Genomic DNA, 23,992 nt, shown 5'->3' on the forward strand with positions numbered 1-23,992 from the left:
CTAAGTCTTCTGGTCCAGCTCTTCGTTTAGCCGCAGGCTGCAGCGCCAGAAAAAGAACGCCGGGATGAGGCTCATCAGGCTGGCGGCATAGAGCACGTAGCGCACGCTGTCCTCGCCGAAGCTGGGCTTGATCGCGTCCGACAGCATGCCGAACGCGAGCGGCCCGAGGCCGAGGCCGATCAGGTTCTGGAAGAACAGCAGCACCGCCGACGCCATCGCGCGCGATTGTGGCGAAGTGAGCCCCTGCACGCTCGAATAAGTCGGGCCGTAATAAAGCGAGCCCAGGAACGTCGGCACGAACAGCAGGAACAGCGCGGCGCGCCAGTCGGCCATCGAGTAGCCGAGGATCGCAGTCGGCGCGACCAGCAGCATGCCCCACGCGGCGGCGGTCAGCACGTGCTTGCGGTTGGTGTGCCCGAAGCGGTCGGCGATCTTGCCGCTCATCCACGTGCCCAGAATGCCGCCCGCGCCGTTGACGATGCCGAAGTAGAGCCCGACCTCACCCGGCGACAGGCCGTAGGTCCGCTGGAAGAAGATCGTCGCCCAGGTAGCCTTGCCATAACTGAGGAACGCCGCGAACGAAGCGGCCGCGAGCAGCAGCACCATCGCCCTGCTGCTGAAGATCGCCTGCAGCGCCGCGCCGGTGTCGACCCGTGCCACGGGCGCTGCCGCCTCGATACGGTGCCGCGGATCCTTGAGAACCAACATGACAACCACCGCCATCGCCAGCCCCGGCAGGCCGACGATCATGAACGCGTGCCGCCAGCCCAATGCGTCGACCAGCAGCCCCCCGATGATCATGCCGAGCACCGTCCCGATCGGAATCCCAAGCGCGTAGAACCCCAGGGCCGACGCGCGCTTCTCCTTGGGCACGAGGTCGCTGATCAGCGAGTGCGCCGCGGGAGTGCAGCCCGCCTCGCCGACGCCAACGCCGATGCGGGCGAGCAGCAGGTGGGTGAAGTTCTGCGCCAGCCCGCACAGCGCGGTCATTCCGCTCCAGATCGCCAGCGCGGCGGCGATCAGCCGTGGCCGGTTGGTGCTGGGCTTGTCCGCATATCGTGCGATCGGCAGGCCCAGCACGGTGTAGAACAGCGCGAACGCGATGCCCGTCATCAGCCCGATCTGCGTATCGCTGAGGTGCAGATCCTTCGCGATCGGCTCGGCAAGGATATTGACGATCTGCCGATCGATGAAGTTGAAGATGTAGACGATCAGCAGGATCCACAGCGTCGCTGAGACCCCGCGCCGCCCGGCTTCGGCTGCCGGCGCGCTTGCCATTCCTGTATATCCTCTCGACCGCGACGCTTGAGCGCCGTCTGCCCCGTAGCGTCGGGGAGCAGGCCGGTCAGGTCAAGCGCTTAGTACAGCAGGAGGTCGGCGATTTCCTCGCGCCAGCGCGCTTCGTCGGAGCCCGCGCGGGTGTCGAGATCGAGCGGCTCGGCGCATTCGTCGTCGACCCATTCGCGCAAGGCGGGCCCGCCGTTGATCACGTCGATCGCGAGGCGGTTGAACTCGTACTCGTAAGCGAAGTCGCGCCACAAGTCGTAGTCGGGCCGTAGCCGCCGGATCGCCTTGAACGCCAGCGCCTGCAGCCGCCACGGCTGGAACGCCTCGTGGTCGTAGAAGCCCTTCTCGGCGTGGATCATCAGGCCGGCGTTGAGCTGCTTGGCGTGCTTGTGGAAGGTCGGCTCGAAAAAGCACGGCCGAAGCGCGCAGCCCTGCATCCAGGTCGGCGCGACGCGGCGCATCTCGGCCAGCACTTCGGCAGCGTCGAGGTCAGGCGCGCCGAACAACACCTCGAGCGGCCGCGTAGTGCCGCGCGCTTCGCTGAGGTTCGTGCCCTCCAGCATCACTGTCCCGGCATAGGCGCGCGCCATGTTGAGGCTCGCCGCGTTAGGGCTCGGGTTGATCCACACGCGGTCCTCCGGCCAACCGAAACCGGGCCCAGCCTCAGGGAGCCAATGGTGCATGTCGATCACCCGGTAATCGACGTCGAGCTTGAAGTGGCGGATGAACCAGTGGCCCATCTCGCCCATGGTCAGCCCGTGCCGCATCGGCATCGGCGCCGCGCCGACGAAGCTCTCCTCGCCCGGGACCAGCAGCGTCCCCTCGATCGGACGCCCGGCGGGGTTTGGCCGGTCGAGCACCCACACGCTTTTGCCGGTCTTGCTCGCCGCCTGCAGCAGATAGAGCAGCGTGGTGACGAAGGTGTAGATCCGGCAGCCCAGGTCCTGCAGGTCGAACAGGAACACGTCGGCGGTGCTCATCATCTGCCCGCTCGGGCGGCGGACCTCGCCGTAGAGGCTGAACACCGGAATGCCGTAGGCGGGATCGGTCTCGTCCGCCGTTTCGACCATGTTGTCCTGCTTGTCGCCTTTCAGCCCATGCTGCGGACCAAACGCGCTGGTCACGTTGACCCCTGCGGCGATCAGCGCGTCGAGGCTGTGCGTGAGGTCCGCCGTGACCGACGCCGGGTGCGCGACCAGCGCGACGCGGCGGCCCTTGAGCTGACCCAGAAGCTCCGGCTCGCTGAGCAGCCGGTCGATGCCGAATTTCATGTGCCCGCCGGTGGCTCAAGCTCGGCCGTGAAGCAAGCCTGGTCGTGGAAGTCGGGCTTGGCGACGGGCTGCGCGAGCGCCCAGAAGCTTTTCACTCCGCCCGCCTCTTCGATCACCGCGGTGAAGTTCGCCGCGGCGGGCAGGCCCGGCAACACGTCGCGCGGGATCGCCGCGTCGAAGATCGCGAAGGTGCTGCCCTGGCGCATCGTGCAGTCGGGTTCGCGCGAGGCTGGGCGTTCGGCCATGCCGTCGCGATAACTGCTGAAATCGTATGCCGCCCAGCGCTCGGACGGCGAGAGGTTGAGTTCGACGTACGCCTCGCCGCCTTCCGGCCGCAGGAACAGCTCGAAGCAGGTGGTTTGCCACAACTCGTCGGCGCGCCCGCGCCCGGCGAAGGGCGGGATGACGAGGTCCTGCGCCCCGTCGATCCGCCAGCGAACGCGCAGCCAGTCGGCATCGAAGCCGATCACCTTGGCCTCCACGCCGGTTACCCGCGCCGGCGGATGCGCCGGGTGCGCGACCAGTTGATGCGTTTGCATGTGACCGCCCCCGTGCTAACCGCCCGCCCGCCATGAGCGAGACCAAATCCGATCTGCTGCGCCTGCTCCAAGAGAGGGGCTATGTCCACCAAATGACCGACGCCGCGGGGCTGGACGCCCTCGCCGCGCGCCAGATCGTGCCCGGCTATATCGGCTTCGACGCCACCGCGCCGAGCTTGCACATCGGCAGCCTGGTGCAGATCATGATGCTGCGGCGCTTGCAGCAGACGGGCCACAAGCCGATCGTGGTGATGGGCGGCGGCACCACCCGCATCGGCGATCCCACCGGACGCGACGAAAGCCGCAAGATGCTGACCGACCAGGCGATCGCGGACAACATCGCCGGCATCTTCACCGTGTTCGACAAGCTGCTCACGTTCGGCAACGGGCCGACCGACGCGGTGATGGTCGACAACCAGGATTGGCTCGGCCAGCTCGGCTACATCGAGCTGCTGCAGGAAGTCGGCACGCACTTCACCGTCAACCGCATGTTGACGTTCGATTCGGTGCGCCTGCGCCTTGAGCGCGAGCAGCCGATGACCTTCCTCGAATTCAACTACATGATCCTGCAGGGTTACGACTTCCGCCACCTGTCGAAGGAGATGGGCGTGCGGCTGCAGATGGGCGGCAGCGATCAGTGGGGCAACATCGTCAACGGGGTCGAACTCGGCCGGCGGATGGACGGGGCGGAGCTGTTCGGCCTCACCACCCCGCTGCTGACCACCGCCGACGGCGCGAAGATGGGCAAGACCGCCGCGGGTGCGGTGTGGCTGAACGAAGCGCAGCTGCCGAGCTATGATTTCTGGCAGTACTGGCGCAACGTCGACGACCGCGACGTGGGCCGCTTCCTGAAGCTGTTCACCGACCTGCCGCTCGACGAGATAGCGCGGCTCGAAAAGCTCGGCGGCGCGGAGATCAACGCGGCCAAGGTGGTGCTCGCCAACGAGGTGACGAGCCTGGTGCGCGGGGACGAAGCGGCACGCACGGCCGAGGCCACCGCCTCGACCACATTCGCGGGCGGTGCTGGCGAGGATCTGCCGACGGTGACGCTGGAACCGGGCATGACCTTCGCCGCGGCGCTCACCGCGCTCGGCTTCACGGCATCCAATGGCGAGGCAAAGCGCAAGGTCGCCGAGGGCGCGGTGAAGCTCGACGGAGAGACGGTGGCCGATGCCGCGGCACCGGCGCGTCCTGGCCGCATCAGCCTCGGCAAGAAGCGGCACGGCATCCTCGCTTAACCTAAAATCAGCGATTAGCCGCTAGCCCGGGCTTTCCACGCAATACGGGAGGTCTGTGGAACCGTGACTGTCGGAGCTCAGCTGTCGGTTACCGATCTGCGTCGTGCGGCGCGGCATCCGGTCGATTTCCCTGTGATCGCCGAGCATCATCAGCGCGGCGACCTGAAGCTGCACATCGCCAATATCTCCGCCCACGGCTTCATGGTCGACGGCGCAGAGGGGATCGAGCGCGGCGACCGGGTGATCATCCGCCTGCCTGAAATCGGCCGGATCGAGGCTTACGTCATCTGGACCCGCGACGACCGTGCCGGCTTCCAGTTCGAGCGGATCATCCGGCTCGACGACTTCATGCGCATCATCGAGGCGCTGCAGCCCAATCCGCGCCTGCGCCGCGCGCGCTAAGCGCCAAGAATTGCTGACACGCTGAATCGCAGCGCTTGCTTGGCAAGCGCGCGGGCGGCTGTCATGGGCCGGGCGTGAGCGACACCCCGCACCCCCTCACCCTCCCCAATTTCCGCGCCTATTTCGTATCCCGCCTGTTCGCGACCATCGCGATCAGCGCGCAGGCGATGGTCATCGGCTGGCAGGTCTACGGCCTCGCGCGCGAGACGATGGGGATCAAGGATTCGGCGTTCCTGCTCGGCATGATCGGGCTGGTGCAGTTCGTGCCGCTGTTCCTGCTGACCCCGGTCGTAGGACTGGTGGCGGATACCTACGACCGGCGCTGGATCGTGCGCGGCACGAACGCGTTGTTGACGGTCAATGCCGCGGTGCTCGGCTACCTGACCTGGAGCGGCCAGCTCAGCCTGCCGTTCCTGTTCGGCGCAGCGGTGTTCATCGGCATCGCGCGGGCCTTCTCCGGTCCGGCGTTCTCTGCGCTCGCGCCCAACCTTGTCCCGCGCGAGAGCCTGCCGACCGCGATCGCGGTCAGCGCCACCGCCTGGCAGCTCGGCACGATCGCGGGGCCGAGCCTCGGCGGGGTGCTCTACGCGATCCATCCGGATTTCGCGTATGCCACGATCGCGGGGCTGCTCGTGATCGCCACGATCTCGGTCTTTCTCGTCAGCAAGGTGCCGCAGCCCCCAGTGCAAAAGGACAGGCGCCCGATCCACCGCGTGATCGACGGGTTCAACTACGTCCGCAACAATCGGTTGGTGATGGCCGCGATCACCCTCGACCTGTTTGTGGTGCTGCTGGCAGGCGCGACCGCGCTGCTACCCGTATTCGCGCGCGACATCCTGCACGTGGGTGCGGACGGTTTCGGCGTACTCGCTGCCGGCATGGGCATCGGCGCGACCGCCGGTTCGCTGTGGTTCTCGTTCCGGCCGATGAAGACCAATGTCGGCACCAAGATGCTCGGCTCGGTCCTCGTGTTCGCGCTCGCCATTCTGACCTTCGGCTTGTCGCAGTCGTTCTGGCTCAGCCTGACCGCGCTGATCGTCGCCGGCGCGGCCGACATGGTCTCGGTCTATGTGCGCCAGTCGCTCATCCAGCTGCACACGCCCGACGAGATGCGAGGGCGCGTGGGGGCGGTCTCCGCGCTCACGATTTCCGCCTCCAACGAGCTGGGCGAAGCAGAGAGCGGCTTGATGGCATCACTGCTCGGCCCCGTCGGCGCAGTGGTGTTCGGCGGGGTCGCGGCGATCGCGATTACCCTTGCATGGTCGCGCCTCTATCCCGAACTCAGGCTTGCCAAGACCTTCGACCCGCCTTCACAATAACAGTCCCCCAGCAGGAGAGTACGATCATGATAGCCGACAGCGTCCTCGCCACGATCGGCAACACGCCGCACATCCGCCTCTCGCGCATGTTCCCCGAGCGCGAAGTGTGGGTGAAAAGCGAGCGGTCGAACCCCGGCGGATCGATCAAGGACCGCATTGCGCTCGCCATGATCGAGGATGCCGAGAAGTCGGGCGCGCTCACCCCCGGCGGCACGATCATCGAGCCGACCAGCGGCAACACCGGCATCGGCCTGGCGATGGTCGCCGCGGTCAAGGGTTACAAGCTGATCCTCGTCATGCCCGAGAGCATGAGCGTCGAGAGGCGGCGCCTGATGCTCGCCTATGGCGCGCAGTTCGACCTCACGCCGAAGGAAGGCGGGATGAAGGCCGCGATCGCGCGCTCGCAGGAGCTGCTGTCGCAAACCCCGGGCGGCTGGATTCCGCAGCAGTTCGACAACCCCGCCAACGTCGCGGTCCACGCGCGCACGACCGCGCAGGAGATTCTCAACGACTTCGCCGACAAGCCGATCGACGCGCTGATTACCGGCGTCGGCACCGGCGGCCACCTGACCGCCTGCGCCGAAGTGCTCAAGCGTAGCTGGCCGAACCTGAAGGCCTACGCGGTCGAGCCGGCGCTGTCGCCCGTCATCAGCGGCGGCCAGCCGGGCCCGCATCCGATCCAGGGGCTCGGCGCCGGCTTCATTCCGGGCAACCTCCATACCCAGGCGATCGACGGGGCGATCCAGGTCGATGCCGCCGACGCCAAGGAAATGGCCCGCCGCTGCGCGCGCGAGGAAGGGCTGCTGGTCGGCATCTCGAGCGGCGCCGCGCTCGCCGCGATTGCGCAGAAGCTGCCCGATCTCGATCCCGGCGCGCGGGTGCTCGGGTTCAATTACGATACGGGCGAGCGTTACCTCTCGGTTCCGGACTTCCTGCCCGAAGCGTAGGCGTGGAGAAGGTTGCTTACCAGGACGGCGACACCGACCTGACCGCGCTCGTGGTGCGTCCATCGGAATCACCACGTGCAGCGGTCGCGGTATTCCCGACGATCTTCAACCCCACGCCGGGGGTGATGGCGAAGGCAAATGCGCTCGCAGCAGCTGGGTACCTTGCGGTGGTGTGCGACTTCTACGGCACCGCGCCCAGCGATATGGCGGATGCCTTCGCCAAGGCGGGTGAACTGCGCGTCGATACAGCGGTCTATCGTGCACGGCTGCGCGCTGGGCTGACGACTGTCGCTGGTCTCGCCGGCGATCTGCCGCTGCTGGCGATCGGCTTCTGCATGGGCGGCCAAGCAGTTTTGGAGCTGGCGCGCGGCGGCGCAGACCTCGCGGCGGTGGCAAGCTTCCACGGACTGCTCGACACCGCCCAACCCGCCTCGCAGCCGATCACCCCGCGCATCCTGGTCTGCCACGGCGACGCGGACACGCTCGTCCCGCGCACGCAGGTGCTCGCATTCTGGGAAGAAATGGACGCTGTCGGCGCCGACTGGCACTTCCACAGCTACTCGGGCGTGGCGCACGGTTTCACCAACCCGACGATGCTCGATGGCGCGGCCAATCCAGCGTACAACGCCAGCGCCGACCGCCAGAGCTGGGCGGCGATGCACTCGCTGTTCGACGAAATACTCGGCTAGGTCGGCCTACGGCGCGTAGTACTCGAGAAACCCGCACGAGCTGCAGCGCATCGCGGTGATCGCGCGCTTGGCGTGCTTGTCGATCTTGAGGCCCCACCATTTCCGCACCGGCTTGCCCGGATGCCAATGGCCGACCGTCGGCATGCTCGAATCGCCGGTATCCACCGCGAAGCCTTCCTCCATCCGCCGGCCGCACTTTGGACAGGTGGAATTCAAGCGGCGTCCTCGCTGACCAGGCGGTAATCGCGGAACAGGTCGCGCAGGTCCTTCTTGCTGATCTTGCCGGTGCCGGTATGTGGCAGTTCGTCGACGAACTCGACCGCATCGGGCAGCCACCACTTGGCAACCTTGTCCCTGAGATGCGCGATCACGTCGTCACCGGTCACATTGCAGCCCTGCTTGGCGACGCACACGAGGATCGGCCGCTCATCCCACTTGGGGTGGTAGATCCCGATCGCGGCCGCCTCGGCAATCGAGGGATGGCCGACCGCTGCGTTCTCCAGCTCGACCGAGCTGATCCATTCGCCGCCCGACTTGATCACGTCTTTCGTGCGGTCGGTCAATTGCAGCGTGCCGTCGGGATAGATCAACGCGACGTCGCCGGTGTCGAACCACTGCCCTTCGACCGTCGCGTCCTCGTCCGCCTTGAAGTAGCGCTTGATGACCCACGGCCCGCGGATCTGCAGCGCGCCGGCGGTCTGCCCGTCGCGCGGCAGCTCCTTGCTCGGATCGTCGAGATCGACGCAGCGCAGTTCCACCCCGAACGCCGAACGGCCTTGCTTGGAGACGAGCTCGATCTTGTCCTCGAAGCTCATGTCGTCCCAGTTCCACGGGTAGGCGCCCGCCGTTCCAATCGGCGAGGTCTCGGTCATCCCCCAAAGGTGCGCAACGCGCACGCCGTTCTTCATCAGCCGCTCGATCATGAAGCGCGGACAGGCCGAACCGCCGATCACCGCGGTGCCCAGCTTGCCGATGTCGCGCACGTCCTTGCCGATCGAATCGAGGTGCTGGAACATGCCCAGCCACACGGTCGGCACGCCCGCCGAGTGGGTGACGCCCTCCTGCTCGAACAGCTCGCACAGGACGGCCGGATCGTTTACCGCCGAATAGACGAACTTGACCCCCGGGATCGTCCCCGCCCACGGCAGGCCCCAGCTCGCCGCGTGGAACATCGGCACGATCGGCAGCATGACCGAGCGGCTGTCGAAGTCGAACAGGTTGGGCTGCACGCCCGCCATCGCGTGGAGCACGGTCGAGCGGTGCTCGTACAACACGCCCTTGGGATTGCCGGTGGTGCCGCTGGTGTAACACAGCATGCACGGGTCGCGCTCGTCGACCTCGGTCCACTCGGTGTCGCCGTCGTGGGCGCCGATCCATTCCTCGAAGCCGAGCACGTCGGAGCCGGCGGGCGGATCGAAGCAGACGTAAGTCGTGACGGTCGGCCAGCGATCGCGCAGGCGGTCGATGATCGGCTGGAACTGCGCATCGTACAGCAGCACGCGGTCTTCGGCGTGATTGACGATGTAATCGAGCTGCTCGTCGAACAAACGCGGGTTGATCGTGTGAAGCACCCCGCCGACGCCCACCGCGCCGTACCAGCTGACAAGGTGGCGCGCGTGGTTCATCGCCAGCGTCGCGACCCGGTCGCCCTTCCCGACGCCCGCCGCGCGCAGCGCCTGGGTCATCTTGAGCGCATCGCGCTTCACCTGGCCCCAGGTGGTGCGGGTGCGGCTGCCGTCAGCCCAATGGGTGACATGCTCGCGCGCGGCATATTCACGGGCGGCGTGGTCGAGCAGATGGGTGACCACCAGGTCCCAATCCTGCATCGCTCCCAGCATCATTGTTCTCCCAAGCTCCCGCAGGGGAGGAGCGGGCTGCTGATTCCTCTCCCCTTTCAGGCGAGGATAGCGGAGCTTGCTTGCGGGGCAAGCTAGCGAAGCTTGGAAAGGGTTTAGGCCACCAACCGCAAGTTCGGTGCGCGCTGGGTGCTGAGTTGCACGTTGGCGAGGCCCTCGATCCCGGTCAGCCGCTCGGCAAGGTCGCCGTCGAGCTGGTAGCTGCGGCCGAGGATCATCTCAGGCTCGCTCTCGCCGCCGGTGCGCAAACGGACGCGCACCTGGCCGTGGCCCGCCGGTCCCGGCTGAAGCGTGTCTCGCAGCACGGCAATACCGTCGGGCGAGGTCACATCGAGCGTCAGCACCATCCGCGCTCCCGCCTTCACGTCGCTCAACGGCCGCGCGCCGCGCACCGTGATCCGCGGCGGCTCGTCGGGGCTCGGGCTGTCGAGCTCGACGTTGAGCAGGATCGAAGTCCCGTCCTCGGCCCACTTCATGAAGTTCGAGACCAGCGTCTCCTCGAAGCACGCGGCGGAGAACTGCCCGCTACTGTCGGAGAAATCGGCGCGCACGAAGTCCTTGCCGCGCTTGGTGCGCCCGCGGCTGACCTTTTCGACCATCGCCGCCATGACGGCATTGGCGCGGCCTCCCGCGGGCGCGCCGCCGCTCATCAGCGACGCATAGCTGCGCGCGCCGTTGGCCGACGCGACCGCGCGGTACTGCTCGACCGGATGGGCGGAGAAGTAGAACCCGAAATTGTCGCGCTCCTTGGCCATGCGCTCGGCGCGCGGCCATTCCTCGGCCTCCTTCAGCCGCAGCGTGCTGTCGGGCTGCGCCTCGCCGCCGAACAGTCCGCCCTGCCCGCTCTCGCGTTCGCGGTTGGCGGCTTCGGTCACCGCCAGCAGCAGGTCGATGTTGGCGTAGAGCTTGCCCCGGTTGGGCTCGAGCGTGTCGAGCGCCCCGGCGGCGATCAGCCCTTCGAGCTGGCGCGAATTCATCGATCCCTTGGGCAGGCGCGCGAATAAATCCTCGACCGATTCGAACCAGCCGTTCGTCTCGCGCTCCGCTACGAGCGCTTCCATCGCCTTCTCGCCGACGTTGCGGATGCCCGCGAGTGCGTAGCGGACCGCGTAGCCGTCATCAGTCCGCTCGACGGTGAACTCGGCCTCGGACCGGTTCACATCGGGCGGCGCGATGACGATGCCTGAGCGCCGAGCGTCGTCCACAAACACCGCCAGCTTTTCCGACTGGTGCATGTCGAAGCACATCGACGCGGCGTAGAATTCTTCCGGGTAGTGCGCCTTGAGCCACGCGGTCTGGTATGACAGCAGCGCGTAGGCGGCGGCGTGGCTCTTGTTGAAGCCGTAGCCCGCGAACTTGTCGATCAAATCGAACAGTTCGTTGGCCTTGCGCGGATCGATGCCCGAGGTCGTCCCGCAGCCTTCGACGAAACGCTGGCGCTGCGCATCCATCTCGGCCTGGACCTTCTTGCCCATCGCGCGCCGCAGCAGGTCCGCGTCGCCGAGCGAATAGCCGGCAAGGATCTGCGCGGCCTGCATCACCTGTTCCTGGTAGACGATGATGCCGTAGGTCTCGGCGAGGATCGCCTCGAGCTTCGGATGCGGGTACTCGATCGTCTCGAGCCCGTTCTTCCGCCGCCCGAACAGCGGGATGTTGTCCATCGGGCCCGGACGGTAGAGCGCGCCGATGGCGATGATGTCGCCGAAGTTGCTCGGCTTCACCGCCGACAGCGCACGGCGCATGCCCTCCGATTCCAGCTGGAACACGCCGACCGTGTCGCCCTTCTGGAGCAGTGCATAGACGGCCGGATCGTCCCACTCGAGCGCGCCGAGGTCGATCTCGATTCCGCGCTTTGCCAGCAACTCGATCGCCTTCTGCAGCACCGACAGGGTCTTGAGGCCAAGGAAGTCGAACTTGACCAGCCCCGCGCTCTCGACGTGCTTCATGTCGAACTGCGTGACCGGCATGTCCGAGCGCGGATCGCGGTAGAGCGGCACCAGTTGCGCCAGCGGCCGGTCGCCGATCACCACGCCCGCGGCGTGAGTCGAGCTGTTGCGCGGCAGGCCTTCGAGCTGCATCGCGAGGTCGAGCAGGCGCCGCACCTCGTCGTTGGTGTCGTACTCGCGCTTGAACTCGCCCACCCCGTTGAGCGCGCGCGGCAGAGTCCACGGATCGGTCGGGTGGTTGGGCACCATCTTGCAGAGGCGATCGACGTGGCCGTAGCTCATCTGCAGGATGCGCCCGCAATCGCGCAGCACCGCGCGGGCCTTGAGCTTGCCGAAGGTGATGATCTGCGCGACGTGGTCGGAGCTGTACTTCGCCTGGACGTAGCGGATCACCTCACCGCGCCGGGTTTCGCAGAAGTCGATGTCGAAGTCCGGCATCGACACGCGCTCCGGGTTGAGGAAGCGTTCGAACAGCAGGCCGAGGCGGATCGGATCGAGGTCGGTGATCGTCAGTGACCAGGCGACGAGGCTGCCCGCGCCCGAGCCGCGGCCGGGGCCCACCGGGATGCCCTGCTCCTTCGCCCACTTGATGAAATCGGCCACAATCAGGAAGTAGCCGGGGAACCCCATCTGGTTGATGACCTGGATCTCGAATTCGAGCCGGTCGAGATAGACCTTGAGTTCCTCGTCCGAGAGCTCGCCGTACTTCTCCAGCCGTGCGGCGAGGCCAAGGCGCGAATCCTCGGCCAGCAGGCGCTTCTCGCCTTCGATGTCACCCGCCAGGCTCGGTAGAATCGGGTTGCGCTTGGGCGGCGCGTAGGCACACCGCTGCGCGATCACGAGCGTGTTGGCGAGCGCTTCGGGCAGGTCGCCGAACAGCTCCTCCATCATCGGCGCCGACTTGATGAAGGCTTCCGGGCTTGAGCGCGGGCGCTCGGCGGCGTCGATGTGCGTGCCGCCGGCGATGCACAGCATCGCGTCGTGCGCGGCGTGGAAGTGCGGGTCGCCGAATTGCGCGGGATTGGTCGCGACCAGCGGCAGGTAGCGCGCGTAAGCGAGCTCGATCAGTGCATCTTCCGCGTCGTCACACACCGGATGGCTGCGCCGCGCGAGTTCGACGTACAGGCGATCGGGGAACAGCGTTTGCAGGCGATCGCACAAGGCATTCGCGTCGTCCTGACGGCGATCGGCGAGGAGGCGGGTCAGCGCACCCTCGGCAGCCCCGGTGAGCGCGATCAGGCCGTCCGTGCGGCCCTGCAGGTCATCGAGGTGGACGTGCGCGGGTAGCTCGACCGGCCGCTCCAGGTGCGCGCGGCTGACGAGGTGGCACAGGTTCTCGTATCCCGCCTCGTCCTGCGCGAAGAGCGGCAGATAATCGATGGTCTCGCTGCCTGGTTCGCGCGACACGCCGAGCAGCGCGCCGACAATCGGCTGAATGCCCTTTTCGAAGCACGCCGCCGCGAACGGCACCGCGCCATAGAGACCGTTACGGTCGCAGATCGCGGTCGCTGGAAAGCCGCGCTCCTTGGCGATCCGGGCGATCGCCTTGGGATCGACCGCGCCTTCGAGCAATGAGTAGCTCGACATGACGCGCAAGGGGACGAAAGGAGCGAAAGCCATGCCTGCTAGATGCGCAGCTACGCCCGCATAGGCAATGCTCGCCGCGCGGTTTTTGGACAGCTAGGGCGCGGTCAGCGTCGCCTGAGCGTACGGTGCGACCACTTGCCAACCGATCGTCTCGTAGAGCGCCCGTCCGGCGACCGTTGCGACCAGAACTTCGGGCACGTCCTGCTCGCCCAGCAAGTCTCCCAGGGCCAGCATGAGGACTCGCCCCAAGCCCTTGCGGCGATGCGCCGCATCAGTGGCGATTTGATCGTAAGCGATTGCCTGCGATCCGCGTCCCGCATGGCCGCTGGCGGCGAGGTGACCGTCGGCGTCGAGCACGAACGCATGCGCGACAGCCCCATCGCGCCGGGATTCGAGCCGATAACCTGGCGCCAGCGGTTGGGTGACAGCGTTACGGTCGCTGCGGTGCATGACAAAGGTCTGCTCGGGCACGGTCCAGCGGGGGCCGAGCGCCGCCGCCAATGCTTCGGGTTTCACGGCAGCGCGGATGATCATCCGCGGATCGTCGATGGCATCACCCAGCGCCCGCAGCTCCGGCGTAATTTGCGGAAAGATCCAGCGGCGGATCTCGGTGGCGCTGCCGGTCTCGATCCGCCAGCCGCCGCGGTCGGCGATCGGCGCCGGAAAGCCGCGCGCGATCGAACGTGCTTCCAGCCAGGCCCGCAGCCAGGCGAGGTCGACGCGGCCCGGATCGAAGCCCATCGCGCTACAGCAGCTTCGCGATGTCCTTCTCGATGCTCGCGGGCGCATCGGTCGGGCCGTAGCGGCGCACCACCTTGCCCTCGCGATCGATCAGGAACTTGGTGAAGTTCCACTTGATCGATTTCGAGCCCATCAGCCCGGGCGCCTGGCCCTTCATCCAGTCGTAGAGCGGGCTCGCGCCGGCACCGTTGACCTCGACTTTCTTGAGCACCGGGAAGGTGACGTCGTAGGTCAGCTTGCAGAAGCTCGCGATCTCCTCCGCGTTGCCCGGTTCCTGTGCACCGAACTGGTTGCAGGGGAAGCCGAGCACCTCGAAATCCTTATCGGCGAACTTGCGCTGCAGCGCTTCGAGCCCTTCATATTGCGGGGTGAAGCCGCACTTACTGGCGACGTTGACCACCAGCAGGACCTTGCCGAGCTTGTCCGACAGGTCGAGCGGCGTCCCGTCGGGCTTCTCGACGGTGAAATCGGCGATCGTGGTCATTGGGCGCCTCCCTGGTGCGGGCGATAGGTGAAATCGAAGGTGGTGACCCATGACGCGCCGCCATCGGCGGAAAACTCGCCGTGCTGGCGCACCGCGCCTTGTGGCAGGGGCGAGTAGGTCATGCGGGTGAGGCCGTCCTCGCCCTTGGGGCCGGAGCCTGGCCACGAGCCCGTCAGCACCATCGCGCCATCGGCGGGCCCGCCGTCGAACTGAACGACGCCCGGCGCCGAGCCGATCCAGGTCTGGTGCCAGTGCTTGGTGCGCGGATCGTAGCCCGACAAGCTGCCACCGTTCACGCCCTTGGCCGGCATCCAGTTCTCGCGGATCGCGCAGCCGTTGTAGAGCTTCTCGATCCGGCTGCGCGCGACTTGCGTGTCGCTGCCGGCGGGGAATACGTCCCATTCGCCGACCCAGAAATCGAGCGCGGCGTATTCGGGCGTGTCGCACTTGGGCGGCGATGGCGGGCGCGCGCTCGCTCCGGCGGCTTGGGCGATGAGCAACGCGGCGGCGAAAACGGGCATATGTCGTTCCCCTCGCCGCGCAGTGAACCGCAAGCCGCGGGGGAACGCAAGCGTCCTACTCGAGCACTCCCTCGTGCAAGCGTACCACACGGTCCATCTTGCCCGCCAGCCGTTCGTTATGCGTGGCGACGAGCGCGGCGCTGCCCTCGCCCCGGACAAGTTCGAGGAACTCGGCGAACACCTTGTCGGCGGTGGTCTCGTCGAGGTTGCCGGTAGGCTCGTCGGCCAGCACCAGGTTGGGACGATTGGCGAGTGCGCGGGCGACGGCGACGCGCTGCTGTTCACCACCCGAAAGCTGGCTCGGTCGGTGGGTCAAGCGGTGGCCCAGGCCGAGCGAGGTCAGCACCTGCTTAGCTCGCTCCTCCGCCGCCAGCTTGTCGGTGCCCGCGACGAGCTGCGGCATGACCACGTTCTCGATCGCGTTGAAATCGGGCAGCAGGTGGTGAAATTGATACACGAAGCCGAGATGCTCGCGGCGCAGCTTGGTGCGACCGTCGGTCGGCAGCGCGCTCGCGTCGGTGCCGGCGATCTCGATCTTGCCGCCGAAGCCGCCTTCGAGCAGGCCGACCGCCTGCAACATGGTCGACTTGCCCGAGCCCGACGGGCCGAGCAGCGCGACGATCTCGCCCGGGCCGATCGACAGGTTGACTCCGCGCAGCACGTCGATGCGCACCCCGCCCTGCTCGAACGAGCGGGTCAGGTTGGTTAGGCGGACGACCGGGCTACTCATAACGCAACACCTGCACCGGATCGGTGCTCGACGCCTTGAACGACGGATAGAGGGTGGCGAGGAAGCTGAGGATCAGCGCTAGCGCCGCGATGCCGACGATCTCGAACGGATCGGCCCGCGCCGGCAGCGTCGAGAGGAAGCGGACCGAGGGGTCCCACAGGTTCTGCCCGGTCAGCTTCTGGATGACCTCGACGATCCCCTGGCGGAAGTAGAGGATCAGGAAGCCCAGCAGCAGGCCCGCGGCAGTGCCGACCGCGCCGATGGTGAAGCCGGTGGTCACGAAAATCTTGAGCAGCGAACGCCGCGTAGCGCCCATCGTGCGCATGATCGCGATGTCGCGCGTCTTGGCGCGCACCAGCATGACGAGGCTGGAGAGAATGTTGAACGCCGCCACCAGCACGATCATCGACAGCGCGAAGAACATCGCCACCCGCTCGACCTCGAGCGCCTCGAAAAGCGAGGCATTGATCTGCTTCCAGTTGGACACCACCGCTCGACCGGCCAGCCTCTTGGTGAGGGGCGCGAGATACTCGTCCACCTTGTCGGCGTCGTCGGTCTTGACCTCGATCATGCCGATCGTGTCGCCGGTCAGCAGCAGCGTCTGCGCATCCGCGATCGGCATGACGACGAACTTCTCGTCGTAATCGTACACCCCGATCTCAAAGATCGCTGCCACGCGATAGCCAACTTGACGCGGCACGGTGCCGAAGGGGGTCGAGCGGCCAGCAGGATTGATCACCGTGATGGTGTCGCCCACCTGCGCGCCGATGTTCTCCGCGAGTCGCACGCCGATCGCGACCTCGCCGGCGTCCGGCTTCAGCGCGTCGAGATTGCCCTGCACGACGTTGGGCCTGATCCGCTGAATATCGTCCTGCGTGTTGCCGCGCACCAGCACGCCCTCGACCCGGCCGTTGAAGGTGACCAACAGCGGCTGCTCGATCAGGGGGCTCGCACGGACCACTCCCGGCGTCTTCCGCACGTCCTGCAGGATGTTCTGCCAGTTATCGAGCCGCCCGCCGTAGGCCTGGATGATCGCGTGGCCATTGAGACCGACGATCTTGTCGAGCAGCTCGCCGCGAAAGCCGTTCATCACGCTCATCACCACGACGAGCAGCGCGACCGACAGCATCACCACGCCGACGCTGATTCCGGCGACGAGCGCGATGAAACCCTCGCCCTTGCCAGGCAGCATGTAGCGCTTGGCCACGGTCCATTCGAAAGGGGAGAGGATCAAGGGGTGCGGGTGCCGTTCAGCGGAAGTTTCGGCTGGCCGTGTAGGGGCCGGTCGCGCGCCGCGCAACGGGTGATGCCGTGAGCTGCGCACTTGTCATACCGCCGCGCAATCGCCATTGAGCGCCGCGAGCAGCGAAGGCCCGCCCAGCCGATGATCTTGACCAACCCGTTTCACGCCGCGGATAGCGACAAGCTCCGCGAAGAATGCGGCGTATTCGGCGCGATCGGCGCGCAGGATGCCTCTGCAGTTACCGCGTTGGGCCTCCACGCTCTCCAGCACCGCGGACAGGAAGCCGCCGGCATTACCAGCTTCGACGGGCAGGAATTCTACTCCCGCCGCGGGCTCGGCCACGTGGCGGAGAATTTCTCCACCTCGCACGCGATCGCCGAGTTGCCGGGGATGATGGCGGCGGGTCATGTGCGCTATTCGACCACCGGTGGCTCTGGTCTTCGTAACGTCCAGCCGCTCTATGCCGATCTCGCCGCGGGTGGCTTCGCGGTGGCGCACAACGGCAACATCTCCAACGCGCGCACCTTGCGCGAGGAGCTGGTGCGCAAGGGTGCGATCTTCCAGTCGACCTCCGACACCGAGGTGATCATCCATCTCGTCGCCACCAGCCGCTATCCGACCACCATCGACCGGCTGATCGACGCGCTGCGGCTGGTCGAGGGCGCCTATTCGCTGATCGTGATGACGCCCGAAGGCATGATCGCCTGCCGCGATCCGCTCGGCATCCGTCCACTCGTCATGGGCAAGCTGGGTGACGCGACGGTGTTCGCCAGCGAGACGGTCGCGTTCGACGTCATCGGCGCGGACTTCGAACGCCAGATCGAGCCGGGCGAGATCGTCCGCGTCGATCTCGATGGCAAGGTCACGTCGATGCGCCCGTTCGGCCAGGTCCGGCCGCGCCCGTGCATCTTCGAGCACGTCTATTTCAGCCGCCCCGATTCGATCTTCGACGGCCGCAGCGTGTACGAAGCGAGGAAGTCGATCGGCCGTGAGCTGGCGATCGAGGCGCCGGTCGAGGCCGACCTGGTGGTGCCGGTGCCCGACAGCGGCGTGCCCGCTGCGATCGGCTACGCCCAGCAGTCGGGCATCCCGTTCGAGCTCGGCATCATCCGGTCGCACTACGTCGGGCGGACCTTCATCCAGCCGGGCGACAGCGCGCGCCATTCGAGCGTCAAGCGCAAGCACAACGCCAACCGCGGCCTCGTCGAGGGCAAGCGCATCGTGCTGATCGACGATTCGATCGTGCGCGGCACCACCTCGATGAAGATCGTCGAGATGATGCGCGATGCCGGGGCGACCGAAGTACACTTCCGCGTCGCCAGCCCCCCGACCGCGCATTCGTGCTTCTATGGCGTCGATACGCCGGAACGCTCGAAGCTGCTCGCCGCGCGGATGGACGTGGAGCCGATGCGCGACTTCATCAAGGCCGACAGCCTCGCGTTCGTCTCGATAGATGGGCTCTACCGCGCGGTCGGCGAGCAGGTGCGCGACAATGCGCGCCCGCAATATTGCGACGCCTGTTTCACCGGCGACTACCCCACCGCCCTGACCGATCTCGGCCAGCGCGAAGCGCGCGACGCGCAGCTCTCGTTTCCTGTCAACAAGGTCGCCTAAGTGACTCTCGAAAAGCCGCTTTCCGGGCGCGTTGCGCTCGTGACCGGTGCCAGCAAGGGCATCGGCGCCGCCACCGCGACGGCCCTTGCCGCAGCAGGGGCGCATGTGGTGCTCACCGCACGCGACGTGAAGTCGCTCGAGGCGGTCGAAGACGCGATCCACGCCGCCGTCGGCACCGCGACGATCGCGCCGCTCGACTTGCAAGAGCCCGACGGCGTGTCCCGGCTCGCCGCCGCATTGTCACAGCGGTGGGACAAGCTGGACATCCTGGTGATCAACGCCGCGTATCTTCCCTCGCTGACGCCGGTGACCCAGATGGAGCCCAAGCAGTTCGGGCAGGCACTGACGGTCAACGTCCTCGCCACCCAGGCGCTGCTCGCCGCGTTCGATCCGCTGATGAAACGCGCCGGTAGCGCGCGGGTGATTGGGATCACGAGCTGGGTCGGCGCAAACCCGCGCCCGTTCTGGGCGGCCTACGGCGCCAGCAAGGCTGCTTTCGAGGTGCTGCTCGATTGCTATGCATCGGAGGTCGAGAAGCTCGGCGGCACCCGTGTCGCTATCGTCGATCCGGGCGCCACGCGCACCGCGATGCGCGCAAAGGCCTATCCCGGCGAGGACCCGGCGAGCGTCAAGCCGCCCGAGGATGTCGCGGCGCGGATCGTGGCGCTGGTGCAGGAGGACTGGCCGACCCGTCATCGTGAGCGGATCGGCCAATCGCGTTAACCATTTCCGCAAGCAAAGCGGAAAGCAGCCTGAGGCACAGCTTGCAAAGCCTCGCCGGAAAGTTTGCGGCAAGGCGTACGAGCACGCGAACGCACAGGTAGTCCGGCATGATCCATACGCACGATCGCTATTCGCTGGCAGCGCAGGAAGACCGCTGCGCCCCGCGCACCAAGCTGACCATCCCGGCGCAACTGCGCGCCTCGGGCGGACGGCCGTTCCGCACGGTGGTGCACGACCTGTCGATCTCCGGCTTCTCGGCCGCGGCGATCAATCGCATGCACCTTGGCCAGCTGTGCTGGCTGACCCTCCCCGGCCTCGAATCGCTGCAGGCCGAAGTGGTCTGGTGGGACAACTGCATCGCCGGCTGCGCCTTCGCCGAACTGTTGAGCCCGATCGTGCACGACAACATCCTCGCCCGCTATTCGAGCGGCGGAGTGTTTCGCCCGGTCGCCTAACGCCCGCTGGCGGCGATCACCGTATCGAGCAACGTGCGCCGGGCGGCCGAGAGCGGCTTGCCCGTCGCGGCCGGCCAGCTGGAAACGACCGCGATCACCAGCCGCTTGTCGGGCACGATGGTGATCGACTGACCAAAGATTCCCTGCGCGCCGTAGCTGGCGCCGGGGTAGGTCCACCACTGGTAGCCGTAACCGTAGCCGTTGCCGAAATCGACTTGCGGTGCGCCGGCGCTGGCGAACCAGCCCGCCGGGACCGACGGCTGCCCGCCTTCGAGCGCGAACTGGCCCATGCGGGCATAGTCGGACAGGCGGATCGAAAGGCAGCAGCCGCCGATGTTACCGCCGGTGAGGTCGGTCATCCAGAACAGCGGTCCGGCGAAACCGGCGGGATCGACGATCTTGGTCTTGGCGTAGGCGGCGAGCGAACGCCCGGTCGCCGCTGCAACCAGATCGCCGAGCAGGTTGGTTTCGAGCGTCTTGTATACCCACTTCTGCCCAGCGGGCGCCTCACGAGTCAGCTTGCGCGCGTAGGTGATCGCCTGCGATTCGCCCGCGACCGGCGCGATCTGCAGCATCTTGGCGACGTCGCTGTCGGGGTCGGTGTAGTCCTCGTTCCACTTCACGCCCGAGGTCATCGTCGCGAGCTGTTCGACACTCACGCCGTCGTATGCGGTGCCCGCCAGCTTCGGCAGATACTTGGTGATCGGATCGTCCATGCTGGCGATGAAGCCGTCCTTCACCGCCGCGCCGAGCAGCGTCGAGGTGAAGCTCTTGGCGACCGAAAAGCTGGTCCACCGCCCCCCCGGCCCGAAGCCGAGGCCGTACTTCTCGTACCGGACGCGCCCGTCCTGCAGGATCATGATCCCGGCCGCGTTCGAGCTGGCGAGGTAGGCATCGAGCGCTGCGACCGTCGCCGCGTCGTACGCGGTGCCGGCGGGAAGCTTCCGGACGACCGGTGCCGCCGCCACCTCGTGCCCGGCGAAGAAATCCTCCATCTTGCGGAACCGGTCCGCGCGCGTCGCGTCGGCCCAGAACAACACGCTCTGGTCCTGCAGCGAAATCTGCGTCTTGGGCTGCGAAACGCGCACCGGCTCGACGGTCGGCACGGTGGCGCAAGCACCCAGCGCGAGCCCGGCCAGCAGGGAGATTAAACGGCGCATCGTCATTCCTTCACTAGCGTGACCTGGTGGACGTCGATCCCGCCGCCGCGGAACCCGCCCTCGCAGTACATCAGGTAGTATCGCCACAGCCGCACGAAGCGCGCATCGAAACCCTCCGGCAGGCGGTTCTCGGCGACCGCGGCATCGAAGTTCTCGCGCCACAGACGCAGCGTCTCGGCGTAATCCTGTCCGAAATCGGCCTGGTCGGTCCATTCGAGGCCGCGCTCTTCGGCGAGGCGGCGGAACTCGGACGTGCGGATCAACAGGCCGCCGGGGAAGATGTAGGCCTGGATGAAGTCCGCGCTCGCCGCATAGGCATCGAACAGCGAATCCTTCATCGAGATGAACTGGATCGCGGCGCGGCCACCCGAGTTAAGGTTGCGCGCGATGCAGTCCATGAACGTCGGCCAGTATTCGCGGCCCAGCGCCTCGACCATTTCGACGCTGACGATCGCGTCATAGGCCCCGCGCGTGTCGCGATAATCCTGCTTCAGGAAATTGGGTTTCGGCTGGCCCGGTGTGTTCTTGGCGCGGCAATACGCGAGCTGTGCATCAGACAGGCTGATCGCATCGACCTGAGCGCCCGTTCCCGCCGCCGCGTGGGCGAGCATGCCCCACCCGCAGCCGATCTCGAGCAGCGAATTCGCTTCGTGCGCGTGCACCCTGTTGAGCATCGCGGTGACCTTGGTCAGCTGCGCATAGTCGAGCGTGTTCAGGTGCTGTTCGGCGCGCGAAGGGCCCTGTTCGGCGCCGAACAAAGCGCTTGAATAACACATCGATTGGCCGAGCCAGGCGGCGTAGAAATCGTTGCCGAGGTCATAATGCGCGTGGATATTGCGCTGCGCGCCCGCCGGCGTGTTGCGGTTGAGCCAGTGCGCGAACTTCGCCGCCAACCGGAAGGGACCATGCGCCCGCCCGGTATCGCCCAGCGCATCGCCGTTGGCCATGAACAGGGCGAACAGTGGAACGGGATCGGGACTCGTCCACTCCCCCGCTTCCCACGCCTGGTACCAACCGATTGAGCCGTTGGTGGCGAGCCGCACCAGCGCACGCCAGTCGCGCAGATTCACTTCGGCCTCGAAGCCCGGAGCGCGGCCACCGAGCAACCGCGTGCTGCCGTCGGGCAGTCGGCCACGGATCGAGCCCGTCACCAGCCCCGTATCGATCCGGTCGAGCACCTTGTGGAAGCCCGGCGCGATCGCGCGCGCGAGCCAGCCGGGGCTGCGCTCGAACCGCGCGCCCGACGTGATTAGGGAGCTTCCCCTGCCCAGCCCCTCTGCTCGCATGGCCAATTCTATGAACCGGTTACCGGCGCGGAGCAAGCGACCGGGCGCACCGGAACCGGATGGTTTGCACGGCTGTTCATCAGCCCATGACACCCCGCGAAACCGTCGATCCCGAAGAGCCGCCGATCGCGCCGGAGACGGTGCGCCTGCCGCAGCGCGGATTCACCATCGACCGAGGCAAGGCGCTGCTCGCCGCGGCGGTGCTGTGGGCCGGATTCGCGCTGACGGTGTGGCTGGTGACGAGCGGCCGCAGCGGCGGGTTCGACCGCTGGGGGCTGCTGGTCGGACGCACTGCCGACACGATGGGGCTGCGCGGGCCGAGCCTTCTGACCGAGACGGTACGCGACGTGACCTCGCTCGGCGGGGTGTTCCTGCGCAACCTGTTCGCGATCGGCGCGGTGGTGGCGCTGCTGTTCCTGCGGCTGCGGCGCGAGGCGGTGCTGTTCGCGGCCACAGTGGCCTTGGGCTGGCTGGTAAACAGCGGCATCAAGGCGCTGGTCGGCCGCCCGCGCCCGACAATCGTGCCGCGCTTGACCGAGGCTGGCGGGGCGAGCTTTCCGAGCGGGCACAGCTTCAACTCGGCGGTGGTCTATGTCGCGATGGCGCTCGCCTTCGCTTCGATGAGCGCGCGGCATTCGGTGCGTTATACCATCGTCGGCAGTGCCATGCTGCTGTCGGCGATGATCGCGTGGAGCCGGGTGATGCTCGGCGTGCACTTCCCGAGCGACGTGACCGCGGGCTGGCTCGGCGGGGCCGGTTGGGCGTTCCTCGCGGCGGCGCTGCTGTACCGGCCCGCCAGGGCGGCGGCCGACAGCGAAGTTGCGAAGGAGCTTGATCCGGCCAACTCCTAACCGACGCTTCCGACACCGCCGGTCGGCATGAACACCGTGCGGCTGAGGCTGTTCGCGCTGAATCCGCGAAAGCGCGCATCGCCGAAGCGGACCATCGTGCCGCAAGTCGTTTCGGTAATGGTCGCCACCGGCATGATCGACCAGGCGAGGTATTGGCGGGCAACAGGGTCTTGGGCTGGGCGAAGCACACGTGGGTCGTTCATGCCGTCTGGTTTCAGCCCGCTGTATTCCGCCAGGGTTAGCAACGACGCGAACGGATCGTAGTCCCCTTGCCCGATCTCGCCCTCCTGTCGCCACACCACATCCCGCCGCCAGAACAGCACCGGTGGCGGGCTTGCGACGATCGTATCGGGCGAGGCGTAGGGCACTTCCACGGTTGGCGCCTCGCGTGCCAGGGCACCGAGCACGCCGTTGAGCGCAATGTATGCGGCCACTCCGACCAGCGCGGTTTGGGCCGGCCTGCCCCACCCCGCATCGCCCCGCCGCTCGCGCCGCCGCGAGAGCGAAATCGCCAGGCCGAGCGCCAGGATCACCCATACGTCGATGATGAACAGCGCGTCGTTGTGATACCAGCGCAAGTCGAACGGCGAGAACAGCTGCACCGCATAGACCGTCTGCCAATCGAGCAGCGGGTGCGTCAGGCAGCCGATGAAGGCCAGCGCCAGCAGCCACCCGAAGCGCATCTCCAGCCCGCTGGCGAAGCTCGCCCGGCGCCGCACCTGCCAGCGGTCGAGCAGCCACAGGAATCCGGCGGTGAGCAGCGGCATGATCCACAGGCCGACCACCAAGCTGTGCGTGATCCCACGATGGGTCGCCAGCGGCTCCCACGGCACCCAGCCGAAGAACACGTCGATATCGGGCGCGTTGGCGCCCATGATCAGCGCGGCGAGGCCCTTGCGCGTCTTGCGCTTCAGGCCGGTCTGGCCGAGCGCCCAGCCGACCAGGCTGTGGGTCAGGTTATCCATCAGCGCCCCGGGAGCCTGTTGGACTTGTCACACTTGTCACACAGTCCAGAGCATTAAGTCGCCTTGGCTGGAAAAGCGTCGCCTTGCGCACCGAAGTGTCGCCTTGCACGGCAACATGTCGCCTCGAGTTTGACAGAA

23 protein-coding genes are annotated in these 23,992 nt (G+C 66.9%); 9 read left to right on the top strand and 14 right to left on the bottom strand.

Annotation, left to right across the window (positions count from 1 at the left end):
• The 3 genes from ELY12_RS02255 to ELY12_RS02265 form a co-directional block, all read right to left on the bottom strand.
• Positions 1-1,278 carry a spinster family MFS transporter gene (locus ELY12_RS02255; RefSeq protein ID WP_126175071.1) on the bottom strand — a complete coding sequence of 426 codons (1,278 nt, stop codon included), beginning with the start codon at positions 1,276-1,278 and terminating at the stop codon, positions 1-3.
• 80 nt (positions 1,279-1,358) lie between these two features.
• Entirely contained in the window at positions 1,359-2,558 is a 1,200-nt protein-coding gene (locus ELY12_RS02260; RefSeq protein ID WP_126175072.1) for an exo-beta-N-acetylmuramidase NamZ family protein, read from the bottom strand.
• Complete coding sequence (locus tag ELY12_RS02265; RefSeq protein WP_126175073.1) at positions 2,555-3,097, bottom strand: DOMON-like domain-containing protein; 543 nt, start codon at positions 3,095-3,097, stop codon at positions 2,555-2,557. The genes ELY12_RS02260 and ELY12_RS02265 overlap by 4 nt, the downstream gene beginning before the upstream one ends.
• 32 nt (positions 3,098-3,129) lie before the next feature.
• Here ELY12_RS02265 and tyrS point away from each other — a divergent pair, with 32 nt between their 5' ends.
• The 5 genes from tyrS (at position 3,130) to ELY12_RS02290 (ending at position 7,692) form a co-directional block, all read left to right on the top strand.
• Positions 3,130-4,335, top strand: coding sequence for a tyrosine--tRNA ligase (gene tyrS, locus ELY12_RS02270; RefSeq protein ID WP_126175074.1), 1,206 nt, complete (start codon positions 3,130-3,132; stop codon positions 4,333-4,335).
• A 63-nt stretch (positions 4,336-4,398) separates the two neighbouring features.
• A complete protein-coding gene (locus tag ELY12_RS02275) occupies positions 4,399-4,737 on the top strand; it encodes a PilZ domain-containing protein (RefSeq protein ID WP_126175075.1) in 339 nt (112 codons plus the stop codon).
• Between the two features lie 74 nt (positions 4,738-4,811).
• Positions 4,812-6,056, top strand: a complete 1,245-nt coding sequence (locus ELY12_RS02280) for an MFS transporter (protein ID WP_126175076.1) — start codon at positions 4,812-4,814, stop codon at positions 6,054-6,056.
• 26 nt (positions 6,057-6,082) lie between these two features.
• Positions 6,083-7,003 (top strand): cysteine synthase A, encoded by a 921-nt coding sequence (gene cysK, locus ELY12_RS02285; RefSeq protein WP_126175077.1) that lies wholly within the window; start codon positions 6,083-6,085, stop codon positions 7,001-7,003.
• A gap of 2 nt (positions 7,004-7,005) precedes the next feature.
• Positions 7,006-7,692, top strand: a complete 687-nt coding sequence (locus tag ELY12_RS02290) for a dienelactone hydrolase family protein (RefSeq protein WP_126175078.1) — start codon at positions 7,006-7,008, stop codon at positions 7,690-7,692.
• A 6-nt stretch (positions 7,693-7,698) separates the two neighbouring features.
• Here the strand turns inward: ELY12_RS02290 and ELY12_RS14220 are convergent, their stop codons facing one another.
• The 8 genes from ELY12_RS14220 to ELY12_RS02325 form a co-directional block, all read right to left on the bottom strand.
• A complete protein-coding gene (locus ELY12_RS14220; protein ID WP_164549379.1) occupies positions 7,699-7,875 on the bottom strand; it encodes a hypothetical protein in 177 nt (58 codons plus the stop codon).
• 29 nt (positions 7,876-7,904) lie between these two features.
• Positions 7,905-9,530 carry a long-chain fatty acid--CoA ligase gene (locus ELY12_RS02295; RefSeq protein WP_126175079.1) on the bottom strand — a complete coding sequence of 542 codons (1,626 nt, stop codon included), beginning with the start codon at positions 9,528-9,530 and terminating at the stop codon, positions 7,905-7,907.
• 113 nt (positions 9,531-9,643) lie between these two features.
• Positions 9,644-13,114, bottom strand: coding sequence for a DNA polymerase III subunit alpha (gene dnaE / locus ELY12_RS02300; RefSeq protein ID WP_126175080.1), 3,471 nt, complete (start codon positions 13,112-13,114; stop codon positions 9,644-9,646).
• Between the two features lie 60 nt (positions 13,115-13,174).
• Positions 13,175-13,822: a GNAT family N-acetyltransferase gene (locus tag ELY12_RS02305; protein ID WP_164549380.1), complete on the bottom strand. Its 648-nt coding sequence runs from the start codon at positions 13,820-13,822 to the stop codon at positions 13,175-13,177.
• Between the two features lie 4 nt (positions 13,823-13,826).
• The gene (locus tag ELY12_RS02310; protein ID WP_126175082.1) at positions 13,827-14,306 is read right to left on the bottom strand and encodes a glutathione peroxidase; all 480 of its coding nucleotides are present in this window, start codon (positions 14,304-14,306) and stop codon (positions 13,827-13,829) included.
• The gene (locus tag ELY12_RS02315) at positions 14,303-14,827 is read right to left on the bottom strand and encodes a DUF1579 family protein (RefSeq protein ID WP_126175083.1); all 525 of its coding nucleotides are present in this window, start codon (positions 14,825-14,827) and stop codon (positions 14,303-14,305) included. Before ELY12_RS02315 ends, ELY12_RS02310 begins: the two co-directional genes overlap by 4 nt.
• 55 nt (positions 14,828-14,882) lie before the next feature.
• Positions 14,883-15,557, bottom strand: a complete 675-nt coding sequence (locus ELY12_RS02320; RefSeq protein ID WP_126175084.1) for an ABC transporter ATP-binding protein — start codon at positions 15,555-15,557, stop codon at positions 14,883-14,885.
• Entirely contained in the window at positions 15,550-16,791 is a 1,242-nt protein-coding gene (locus tag ELY12_RS02325; protein WP_126175085.1) for a lipoprotein-releasing ABC transporter permease subunit, read from the bottom strand. Before ELY12_RS02325 ends, ELY12_RS02320 begins: the two co-directional genes overlap by 8 nt.
• 150 nt (positions 16,792-16,941) lie before the next feature.
• On the opposite strand from ELY12_RS02325, the gene purF reads away from it, so the two are divergent.
• The 3 genes from purF (at position 16,942) to ELY12_RS02340 (ending at position 19,592) form a co-directional block, all read left to right on the top strand.
• Positions 16,942-18,414 (top strand): amidophosphoribosyltransferase, encoded by a 1,473-nt coding sequence (gene purF, locus ELY12_RS02330; protein ID WP_126175086.1) that lies wholly within the window; start codon positions 16,942-16,944, stop codon positions 18,412-18,414.
• Positions 18,415-19,137 carry an SDR family NAD(P)-dependent oxidoreductase gene (locus ELY12_RS02335; RefSeq protein WP_126175087.1) on the top strand — a complete coding sequence of 241 codons (723 nt, stop codon included), beginning with the start codon at positions 18,415-18,417 and terminating at the stop codon, positions 19,135-19,137.
• A gap of 107 nt (positions 19,138-19,244) precedes the next feature.
• Positions 19,245-19,592, top strand: a complete 348-nt coding sequence (locus ELY12_RS02340; protein WP_126175088.1) for a PilZ domain-containing protein — start codon at positions 19,245-19,247, stop codon at positions 19,590-19,592.
• On the opposite strand, the gene ELY12_RS02345 is transcribed toward ELY12_RS02340, so the two are convergent.
• A complete protein-coding gene (locus tag ELY12_RS02345) occupies positions 19,589-20,752 on the bottom strand; it encodes a serine hydrolase domain-containing protein (RefSeq protein WP_126175089.1) in 1,164 nt (387 codons plus the stop codon). The genes ELY12_RS02340 and ELY12_RS02345 overlap by 4 nt on opposite strands.
• A 2-nt stretch (positions 20,753-20,754) precedes the next feature.
• On the bottom strand, positions 20,755-22,038 hold the full coding sequence (locus ELY12_RS02350) for an SAM-dependent methyltransferase (protein WP_126175090.1): 1,284 nt from the start codon (positions 22,036-22,038) through the stop codon (positions 20,755-20,757).
• Positions 22,039-22,124: 86 nt separating this feature from the next.
• On the opposite strand from ELY12_RS02350, the gene ELY12_RS02355 reads away from it, so the two are divergent.
• Positions 22,125-22,889 (top strand): phosphatase PAP2 family protein, encoded by a 765-nt coding sequence (locus ELY12_RS02355; RefSeq protein ID WP_126175091.1) that lies wholly within the window; start codon positions 22,125-22,127, stop codon positions 22,887-22,889.
• On the opposite strand, the gene ELY12_RS02360 is transcribed toward ELY12_RS02355, so the two are convergent.
• Positions 22,886-23,854 (bottom strand): metal-dependent hydrolase, encoded by a 969-nt coding sequence (locus ELY12_RS02360; protein ID WP_126175092.1) that lies wholly within the window; start codon positions 23,852-23,854, stop codon positions 22,886-22,888. The two genes, ELY12_RS02355 and ELY12_RS02360, sit on opposite strands and share 4 nt — an antisense overlap.
• Positions 23,855-23,992: the final 138 nt, after the last annotated feature.

The organism is Tsuneonella rigui, assembly GCF_003958625.1.
Taxonomy (GTDB): Bacteria; Pseudomonadota; Alphaproteobacteria; order Sphingomonadales; family Sphingomonadaceae; genus Tsuneonella; species Tsuneonella rigui.